Source organism: Curtobacterium sp. LFS084 (assembly GCF_047977705.1).
In the GTDB taxonomy this organism is placed as follows: domain Bacteria; phylum Actinomycetota; class Actinomycetes; order Actinomycetales; family Microbacteriaceae; genus Curtobacterium.
This window is the reverse complement of record NZ_JBFPFM010000041.1, coordinates 18,389-27,190: the sequence shown is the minus strand read 5'-3', so window position 1 is coordinate 27,190 and position 8,802 is coordinate 18,389. Positions and strand designations below refer to the sequence as shown.

Annotated in this window: 9 protein-coding genes; 2 read left to right on the top strand and 7 right to left on the bottom strand. The window is 71.9% G+C overall.

The annotated features are described in order from the left end of the window. Positions 1 to 406: 406 nt before the first annotated feature. Positions 407 to 628, bottom strand: a complete 222-nt coding sequence (locus ACNQOV_RS15870) for a DUF3073 domain-containing protein (RefSeq protein WP_022908422.1) — start codon at positions 626 to 628, stop codon at positions 407 to 409. A 158-nt stretch (positions 629 to 786) separates the two neighbouring features. Here ACNQOV_RS15870 and ACNQOV_RS15865 point away from each other — a divergent pair, with 158 nt between their 5' ends. After that, the gene (locus tag ACNQOV_RS15865; RefSeq protein WP_416395718.1) at positions 787 to 1,944 is read left to right on the top strand and encodes an NAD(P)-binding domain-containing protein; all 1,158 of its coding nucleotides are present in this window, start codon (positions 787 to 789) and stop codon (positions 1,942 to 1,944) included. 332 nt (positions 1,945 to 2,276) lie between these two features. Here ACNQOV_RS15865 and ACNQOV_RS15860 read toward each other — a convergent pair whose 3' ends face one another. From ACNQOV_RS15860 to ACNQOV_RS15845, 4 genes are all read right to left on the bottom strand, one after another. Then, a complete protein-coding gene (locus ACNQOV_RS15860; RefSeq protein ID WP_416395716.1) occupies positions 2,277 to 2,717 on the bottom strand; it encodes a DoxX family protein in 441 nt (146 codons plus the stop codon). Between the two features lie 122 nt (positions 2,718 to 2,839). Further along, positions 2,840 to 3,103 (bottom strand): DUF3072 domain-containing protein, encoded by a 264-nt coding sequence (locus ACNQOV_RS15855; protein WP_416395714.1) that lies wholly within the window; start codon positions 3,101 to 3,103, stop codon positions 2,840 to 2,842. A gap of 208 nt (positions 3,104 to 3,311) precedes the next feature. Further along, positions 3,312 to 4,049, bottom strand: a complete 738-nt coding sequence (locus tag ACNQOV_RS15850; RefSeq protein WP_416395712.1) for a hypothetical protein — start codon at positions 4,047 to 4,049, stop codon at positions 3,312 to 3,314. Between the two features lie 11 nt (positions 4,050 to 4,060). Continuing rightward, positions 4,061 to 6,274 carry an APC family permease gene (locus ACNQOV_RS15845; protein ID WP_416395710.1) on the bottom strand — a complete coding sequence of 738 codons (2,214 nt, stop codon included), beginning with the start codon at positions 6,272 to 6,274 and terminating at the stop codon, positions 4,061 to 4,063. A 130-nt stretch (positions 6,275 to 6,404) separates the two neighbouring features. Here ACNQOV_RS15845 and ACNQOV_RS15840 point away from each other — a divergent pair, with 130 nt between their 5' ends. Next, complete coding sequence (locus ACNQOV_RS15840; RefSeq protein ID WP_402265064.1) at positions 6,405 to 7,193, top strand: MerR family transcriptional regulator; 789 nt, start codon at positions 6,405 to 6,407, stop codon at positions 7,191 to 7,193. 69 nt (positions 7,194 to 7,262) lie between these two features. Here ACNQOV_RS15840 and ACNQOV_RS15835 read toward each other — a convergent pair whose 3' ends face one another. After that, the gene (locus ACNQOV_RS15835; protein WP_022908414.1) at positions 7,263 to 7,844 is read right to left on the bottom strand and encodes a PadR family transcriptional regulator; all 582 of its coding nucleotides are present in this window, start codon (positions 7,842 to 7,844) and stop codon (positions 7,263 to 7,265) included. Further along, positions 7,841 to 8,728: a DUF4097 family beta strand repeat-containing protein gene (locus ACNQOV_RS15830; protein ID WP_416395707.1), complete on the bottom strand. Its 888-nt coding sequence runs from the start codon at positions 8,726 to 8,728 to the stop codon at positions 7,841 to 7,843. Before ACNQOV_RS15830 ends, ACNQOV_RS15835 begins: the two co-directional genes overlap by 4 nt. Positions 8,729 to 8,802: the final 74 nt, after the last annotated feature.

Sequence of the window (8,802 nt, the reverse complement as noted above, 5' to 3'; positions counted from 1 at the left end):
GGTGCGGGCCGCGCGGGCTTGAGGCGGGCGCGCGCCGCGCGGGCGCGGGGTGAGCGCGCGCCGCGCGGGCTCGAGGTCGCACGAACTGCCGCCCATACTTCTTCCGGGCGGCAGTTCGCGCGACCGGGGCGGAACGGGCGCGGCGGGTCGTGCGACCTCGGGGAGCGCCAGGGATCACCGCGTGTGCATGTTCCGACACCGCGCCGGTTGATCGACGGGTGCGATGTCGCACGATGCGCCGGCATCCGATCTGCGTGCATGAGCCGACAATGCGCCGCTCGATCGATGCCCACAACGTCGCACCGTGCTCGCGCATCGAAGTGGGCGGCACGGCGGCATCGGGCTACGCGTACGACGAAACGCCGCGCTGCCCCGGAGGGTGCGCGGCGTCGTCATCGAGCCTGGGTCAGGCGGACTTGTTCTGGTCCTGTTGGGGTTCGAACTCGTCGTCTTCTTCGAGCTGGTCATCACCGTATTGGTCTGCCCAGCGGTCGATGTAGGAGTTCTCATCCGAGTGTTGCCCGGCGGAGAGCTCGCGTTCGAGCGCACCGTAGTTCGTCTCCGGGCTGAAGTACTTCAGTTCCCGGGCGACCTTGGTGTGCTTCGCCTTCTGACGGCCGCGCCCCATGCGTGACCCCCTCGTGATCGGCTCTGGTCCGGTCCTGGCGGGAGAGGAGTCACCCGGGGAACCGAACGGTTTCGTGGTTTGAAATCTGCCGATCACTCTACCATGTACCCCGATCTGGACGTCGCCGCGACGGCCCCGCCCTCAGCAGAATCGAAGTGATGACAGACGACGCGCAGGCCCCGGCCGACCAGCACGCCCGGGTCGTGGTGATCGGCGCGGGTCAGGCCGGTCTCTCGGTGGGATACCACCTCCGTCGGCTCGGGCTGGCGCCGGGGAGCGACCTGGTGCTGCTCGACCGGGCGCCCGCGACGGGAGGAGCGTGGCAGTTCCGGTGGGAGGCCCTCCGTCTCGGAGCAGCGCACCGCGTGCACGACCTGCCGGGGATGAACGCGATGGGCCTCCGGTTCGACGACGCCGATCGGTCGCGGCCGGCCCGGGACGTCGTCGGCGAGTACTACCGACGCTTCGAGCAGTACTACGACCTGCGCGTGCGGCGGCCGGTCGCGGTGACCTCCGTGTCGCGCATCGCGGACACCACCGGATCCTCGGCCGGACTGTGCGTCACCGTCCGCAGTGCCGACGGGGGGTCGAGCCGGATCGGCGCGGACGTCGTGGTGAACGCCTCGGGGACGTGGGGCACGCCCTTCGTCCCCTGGTACCCGGGCCGGGACGTCTTCCGCGGTCGGCAGGTGGACACGACGGAGTACCGCAGTGCGGCGGAGTTCGCCGGGCAGGACGTGGTGGTGGTCGGGGGCGGGACGAGTGCCATCGGCTTCCTGCTCGAGCTCGACGGCGTGGCTGCTCGGACGCGGTGGTTCACGCGTCGCCCGGTGGCGTGGTCCGAGGCGGCGGCGCTCGACGTCGAGTCCGCGGTCGCGGCGGTGGACGAGCAGGACCGCGCTGCCCGGGCGGGGGAGACCCTGCCGAGCATCGTGTCCGGCACCGGGGTCCCGATCTCGCGCCGGATCCGTGCGGGACTCGACCGCGGTGTCCTCCGGGATTCGCCGATGTTCGCGCGACTCGACGAGACCGGTGTCGTCACGGCCGACGGCGAGCACGTGCACGCCGACGCCGTGATCTGGGCCACGGGGTTCCGCGCGGACCTGCGGCACCTCGCGCCGTTGCATCTGCGGACTGCCGCCGGCGGGATCGTGGTCGAGGACGGGCGCTCGGTCGACGAGCCGCGGCTCTTCCTCGCGGGGTACGGGCCGCAGGCGTCGACGATCGGCGCGAACCGGGCCGGCCGGAGGATCGCTCGGCAGGTGATGGACGTCCTCGCGGACGACTCCGACGGGCAGGCTGCGCACGCCGACTGATCACGCACGGCCTGGCCGCACGCCGACTGATCACGCACGGCCTGGCCGCGCACCGACTGACCTCGCACCAACTGGCCGCGCACGGTGCTGTGTCGTCGGCCGGGCGCGGCGCTGCTCGCTCGGTGCGAGGTTGTAGTGCCGCACCGAGCGGGCAACCCCGCACGGGATGGGGAAGGTCGCACGGTGCGAGGGCGTGGTTCGGGCTCGCGGCGGCGGTGCGCACGGTGCTGTGTTGTTGGCCGGGTGCGGCGCTGCTCGCTCGGTGCGAGGTTGTAGCGCCGCACCGGGCGGGCAACCCCGCACGGGATGGGGAAGGTCGCGGCACGCGCGCGTCAGGCGGGGAGGGGCTCCTCGACGCCGCGGCGCCGGCGCGAGGCCCGTAGGACCACGGCGTCGAGCGAGAAGCGACCCGGCCCGGTCAGCGCCACCGCGAGGGACGCCACCGCGAGGACCAGGACGTACTCGAACCCGCCGTCCTGCGAGTAGAACCCCGCGGACGCGTGTGCGAGCAGCCCGGCCACGACCATGTCGACGGCCAGGAGCACGCCGACGACCCGCGTCAGGACACCGAGCACGAGCAACACGCCCCCGACGAGCTCGAGTCCGGCGACGAGGGGCGCCGCGACGTCGGCGAGCGGGACGCCCATGCCGGAGAAGCCCTGGGACACGGAGCCGAGTCCCTGCGCGAACTTCTGGGCGCCGTGCGCGATGAACACCACGCCGAGGACGATGCGGAGCGCGGTCAGGCCGATGGAGGTCGATGTCGTTCGCATGCCGCCGACCGTAACCGGTGACGCGTCATCGTTCACCCCCGTGCGGGGGACTTCCCGGACATCGCCAGAACATGCCCAGGCCCGGGTCCGCCGAAACGCGGACCCGGGCCTGGGCGGTCCCGTCAGGAGTCGGCGCCGCGCCCGGTCTGCTGCTGCAGGCGGTCGATCTGCTCCGAGGCCTCGGCCTTGGTGAGGTCGGCGGGGAGTTCCTCGCCGGCCTCGCGGGCGAGGGTGTCGAGGTAGCTGCGCTGCGGCCCGGTCATGGGCTCGTCGCCGGTGACCCACTGCTCCGGGTCCTTGCTGGCGTCGGTGCTGGGGTCGGGTCGGGCTCCGCCGAGCGTCTCGGGCTGGTCGGTGCGGTCGTCGGTCGGGTCTGCGTCACTCATGGCACGGACGCTACGCCGCGCCGCCGACCGGAACGCCCACGGTGGCGTCCCCCGGACACCGGCAGCACGACGACCCGGACGTCGACGCGGACACCGGTCAGCACCCCGACCCGGACGTCGACACGGACACCGGCTCGCACGACGATCCGGACCCGACGGCAGGACTCATCACACGCCCCGCGCCCGACGCGACGGAACGACCGCGCGCTCAGTCCGCGACCGCGGTGTACCGCACCAGGTCCGGCCCCACCGAACTCACCGCGATCGGCACCGAACGGCCGTCGCGGCGGATCCAGATCGTCGCGGCCCGCTCGTCGATCCGTTCGACCTCGTGCAGGGTGCCGTCGATCAGGACGGCAGCGCTGACCGACACGGACCCGGTGGCTGCGCGCGGGGGCAGCCCCACGACGTCGTCACCGAAGGCCGGGTACCGCCCGGGCGACAGGAACGGCGACACCGGTGTCGTCACGATCTCGACCCCCTCGTCGACCGCTCGGACCACCACGAGCCGCACCGCCTGGTCGGTGGGGAGCGCCACGTCGACGACCGGGGCGTCCGCGGAACCGGCCAGCGCGCGGAAGGCGGGCCGACCGTCGGGGGCGAGCCGCGCCTCCAGTCCGTCGATCCGGACCCGACCGCGACCGCGGGAGTCGGCGTAGGTGCCGGGCTCGATGCCGGACCGACGCGCCTCGAGGCGGGACACCACCACGCGGTCGGGGCGGTACCAGTCGCGGAGCGTGGCGGGATCGACCCAGCCGATCCGGTGCGTCTCGTCGTCGGCCGCCCGCTCGTCGAGGGCACCGAGGGGGTGCGGGCCCCGGACGGCGACGAGTCCCTCGTGCGGACCGCCGGGGGTCGGCTCGTGGTCGAGCACCTCGACGCGCTTCGAGACCTTGCCCCCGTGCCCGTCGAACGTCGCGAACGTGCGAAGGTCGGAGATCGTCATGACGTCAGATGCTACGACGAGCGACCGTCGGTGCGCGGCGGCGAGGGGACGAGCACGTGCATCTCGCCGGTGCACTGGGTCTGGTCGACGCCCTCGGCGGGACCGGCCGGCCGGGTCGCTCGGCGGGGCTGGAGGCTGTTCCGCTCGGCCGACCGGAGCAGGCGGTCGTCCTCGACCTCGTGGTGGACGACACCGTGCGGTGACCGGCGGAGCGCGGGCCGGATCGGCTCGCCGCGGCGCTCCTGCCCGGGGAGGGGGCGGGAGCGGCGGCCGTACAGGAGCTCGGAGGAGTCCAGCAGCCAGGGCACGAGCGCGACGGTGACGCCGTGCACGAGCAGCAGCTTCTTCCGGATGCGACGGCCGCGGTGGTTGTGGAGGAAGGTCTCCCACCAGTGCCCCACGACGAAGACCGGCGTGTAGACGGTCACCACCTCGGAGCCGTGCTCCATCCGGTGCGCCTTGATGTACTTGATGAGCGGCATCGAGATGTCGCGGTAGGGGCTCGGCACGATCGTCAGCGGGACCTCGATGCCGTACTCCTGCCACTGCGCGCGGAGGCGCGCGGCATCGGCGTCGTCGATCGCGACGTGCACCGCCTCGAAGCTCGCGTGCTTCGCGGCGATCGCGTAGTCGAGCGCCTTGAGCACCGGCTTCTGCAGCTTGTTCACGAGGACGATCGCGTGGTCGCCGGTCGCACCGAACTGCGTCTGGTCGTCGGCCTCGATCTCGTGCGAGACGTCGCGGTAGTACCGGTTCACCCCGAGCATGAGCACGAACAGGATCGGCATGATGAGGAACACGAGCCAGGCGCCGTGCGTGAACTTCGTGATGGTGACGATGACGAGGACGACGAAGGTGAAGGTGGCGCCGGTCGCGTTGATCGCCCGGGAACGGATGACCTGCCCGCGGTTGACCGGTTCGGCGGCGGTCCCGGCCCGGTCGTCGCGGAGCAGCCGGGTCCAGTGCACGATCATCCCGGTCTGCCCGAGGGTGAACGAGACGAAGACGCCGATGATGTAGAGCTGGATGAGGCTCGTGACGTCGGCCCGGTAGACGATCAGCAGCGCGGCCGCGACGAGCGCGAGGACGATCACGCCGTTCGAGTAGATGAGCCGGTCGCCGCGGGTCGACAGCGCTTTCGGGGCGTAGGAGTCGCGGGCCAGGATCGAACCGAGCAGCGGGAACCCGTTGAAGGCGGTGTTCGCCGCGAGCAGCAGGACGGCTGCGGTCGTGGCCTGGATGACGAAGAACAGGATCGTGTTGTTCCCGAACGTCGCCGCGGCGATCTGGGCGATCAGGGAGCGCTGCGGCGTCGTGGCGCACTGCGCGAAGCCCTGCAGGTCGCAGGCGCTCTCGGCGTAGTGCACGCGGGAGACCAGCGCGAGCGTGATGAGCCCGACGAACAGGACGATCGCGATCGACCCCATGAACACCAGGGTCATCTGCGCGTTGCGGACCTTCGGTCGGCGGAACGCCTGCACCCCGTTCGCGATCGCCTCGACACCGGTCAGCGCCGAGCAGCCGGAGGCGAACGCACGGAGGAGCAGCAGGACGAACGCGGCCTGGGTCGTGTGCTCGACGTTCTGCACGGTGTACGCGGCGGACTCCGCCACGGGGGCGTCGCCGGCGACGACGCGGACCAAGCCGACGACGACCATCACGAAGACGGAGGCGACGAACAGGTAGGTCGGCACCGCGAAGGCCTTGCTCGACTCGCGGACGCCACGGAGGTTCGCCGCCGCGAGCAGCACGACGAAGAGCAGGGCGAGCTCGACCCGGAACTCGTTGAGGACGGGGAGGGCCGAGATGATGTTGTCCACGCCGGAGGCGACCGACACGGCCACCGTCATCACGTAGTCGACGAGCAGGGCGGACGCGACGACGAGTCCGGCCTTCTCGCCGAGGTTCCGGTGGGCGACCTCGTAGTCGCCGCCGCCGGACGGGTAGGCCTTGATGAGCTGTCGGTAGGACGCGACGACCACGACGAGCAGCAGCACGACGAGGGCGGCGACCCAGGGGGCGAAGGTCAGGAACGCCATGCCGCCGAGCAGCAGGATCATGAGGAGTTCCTGCGGTGCGTACGCCACGGAGGACAGCGGGTCACTCGCGAAGATGGGCAGTGCCAGGTGCTTCGGGAGGAGCTGTCCCTCGAGCTTCTCGGAGGGGAGGGGATCCCCGATCAGTCGCGCTTTCAACGACCGGATCTCGTTCGTCACGAGCGGCAAACCTACTCATTTCCGGGCGCGAGTCAACACGGGCGGGTCCGGCGGTATTCCCGGTCCGCACCGGGTCGGGAGGTTCGCACCCCGGATCGGGCTTGCGGTTGACGCTGCGTCAACCTCTAGCCTCTCCAGCATGAGGGATTCGACAGACACGGGCAGTCCGGCTGCGAAAGCGCCGCACGGGATCGCCGAGGTGGCGCGTTCCGCCGGTGTGTCGAGCCGCACGCTCCGGCACTACGACGCGATCGGTCTGCTGCCCGCCACGGCGACCGGCGAGGGTGGGCTCCGGCGGTACGACGACCAGGCGCTCGTGCGGCTGCAGCGGATCCTGCTGCTGCGGGGCCTCGGGCTCGGCCTGGCCGACGTCCGCCGGGTCCTCGACGGGGAGCAGGACGACGTCACGGCCCTCACCGCACACGTCGCGTGGCTCGAACGCGAGCGCGACCGGCTCGCCCGGCAGCTCGCGGCCGTGCGGACCACCATCACGAGGATCGAGGAAGGAGTGGACATGAACACCACGGACACGTTCGACGGGTTCGACCAGACACGGTTCCGGCAGGAGGTCGAGGAGCGCTGGGGCGCCGACGCCTGGGACCGCGGCGCACGCTGGTGGGAGTCGAAGGACTCCGCCGCGAAGGAGGCGTTCCAGGCGGAACAGCGCGCGATCGCGCAGGACGCCGCAGCGCTCGCCGCGTCGGGCGCGGGTCCGGCATCGGAGGCCGGCGCGGCACTCGCGAAGCGCCAGTTCGCGTGGCTCGCCGAGGCGACGCCCCCGGCCGAGCTCACCGCCGACCGCTTCCGCACGCTCGGTGACATGTACGTGCAGGACGAGCGGTTCACGCACGCCTACGAGTGGGCGGGCGCGGGTGCGGCACGCGCCCTGCGGGACGCGATGCACGCGCTGGCCGACCGCGGCCTGTGACGGACGACCCGCGCCTCCTGGCGGTCTGCCTGGAGGCGCGGGTCGTGACCGTCCGTCGGCCGTCGGTCGTCAGAGGGACTTGCGCAGGGACTCCAGGCCGTCGCGCAGGCGCGTGACGGTGTCGGAGCCGAGCGTGCCGCGCGTCGCACGCCGGCGGAGGTCCGCGCGGACCTGCTGCCGGAACGACGACAGGGCCATCTCGACCTCGCGCAGGGCGCGTGCGCCCTCGGACGGGACGTCCTCCGGCTCGTCGGCGGTCTGCCCACGCGGAGCCTGAGCGCTCGCCGCGAGGTCGGCGCGGAGGGACCGCATCGCCTCGCCCACCGATGCGCGGACGCCGTCGGCCAGCGACTTCACCGAGTCGTTCACGCCGTTCTCGACCGCGGCGATCTCGTCGGCGCGGGCGTCCAGCTCGGCACGGCCGGCGTCGGTGATGGCGTAGACGGTCTTCCGGCCGTCGGCGGACTTCGTGACGAGTCCCTCTTCCTCGAGCTTGGCGAGCCGCGGGTACACGGTGCCGGCGCTCGGGACGTACGTGCCGCCGAAGCGGTCGCCGAGGGCCTGGATGACCTCGTACCCGTGCATCGGGTGGTCGGCCAGCAGCACGAGCAGGTAGAGGCGCAGGTGGCCGTGCGCGAAGACGGGGCTCATTCGGGCACCTCGCTGTCGGTGACCGAGGCCGTCGGAGCCGCGGGGGTGCTCGGGGTGGTCGGGGCGGATCCCTCCGACGGTTCCGCGACGGGCGGGGCGTGCAGCACCGCGATGTCGCCGGACACCGAGTTCACCTTGAGGTCGAGCCACTGTCCGGACAGCTCGCCGCCCTGCTTGACGTAGGACCCCCGCACGCCGCGGATCTCCGAGTCGTCGAACTGCAGCTTGCCGGAGGCCGTGCTGACGGTGCACCGGTAGGGCACGCCGTCCTCGAGCCGGACGCTCACCGAACCGGACACCGTGTTGACGCGGGCCTGGTCGGGGGTGCCGTGCAGGTCGAGCACGACGTCGGCGTTGACGCCGTCCGCCTGGAACCGCGGGATCGCACCCGTCGCCACGACGTCGCCGGACACGGTGTGCACGGTGAGGGCGCCGTCGAGCTCGCGGATGGTCGTGGTGCCGGACACCGCGTTCACGGTCACGTCGCCCGCCACGCCGTCGACGACCACGTCGCCGGAGACCGTGTTGAGCGTCGCGCCGCGGTTGGTGCCGGACAGCAGGGCGCCGGCCGAGACGACACCGAGCGTGACGATCGCGTCGCGGGGGACCAGGACGCTGACGTCGGCGTGGGCCTTGCCGCGGAACGACTTCAGGAACCCGATCGGGTCGTCCCACCGCACCTGCGGGTGGTCGATGGTGAGCGTGTCCCCGTCGAGCTCGATCTTCATCGGCTTGCCGGACACGCTGTGCACCTCGATGCGCGCGGTCGGCTCGTCGTGGGCGACGACGTCGACCTGACCACCGGCGAGTCCGACGCGCAAGCGGCGGACGATCCCGGTGTCGATCACCTTCGGCTCCTCGACGAGCCACTTCTCCTGGGCCATGTTGCCTCCTCGAACTCGCGATGTATCGCGTCTGTGGAAGACACGTTATATCGCGATGTGGCGGTGCGCAACGG

Bases quoted from the DNA above. Each gene is read 5' to 3' on its own strand.
- ACNQOV_RS15870 (WP_022908422.1), bottom strand. From the start codon at position 628: ATGGGGCGCGGCCGTCAGAAGGCGAAGCACACCAAGGTCGCCCGGGAA.
- ACNQOV_RS15865 (WP_416395718.1), top strand. From the start codon at position 787: ATGACAGACGACGCGCAGGCCCCGGCCGACCAGCACGCCCGGGTCGTG.
- ACNQOV_RS15860 (WP_416395716.1), bottom strand. From the start codon at position 2,717: ATGCGAACGACATCGACCTCCATCGGCCTGACCGCGCTCCGCATCGTC.
- ACNQOV_RS15855 (WP_416395714.1), bottom strand. From the start codon at position 3,103: ATGAGTGACGCAGACCCGACCGACGACCGCACCGACCAGCCCGAGACG.
- ACNQOV_RS15850 (WP_416395712.1), bottom strand. From the start codon at position 4,049: ATGACGATCTCCGACCTTCGCACGTTCGCGACGTTCGACGGGCACGGG.
- ACNQOV_RS15840 (WP_402265064.1), top strand. From the start codon at position 6,405: ATGAGGGATTCGACAGACACGGGCAGTCCGGCTGCGAAAGCGCCGCAC.
- ACNQOV_RS15835 (WP_022908414.1), bottom strand. From the start codon at position 7,844: ATGAGCCCCGTCTTCGCGCACGGCCACCTGCGCCTCTACCTGCTCGTG.
- ACNQOV_RS15830 (WP_416395707.1), bottom strand. From the start codon at position 8,728: ATGGCCCAGGAGAAGTGGCTCGTCGAGGAGCCGAAGGTGATCGACACC.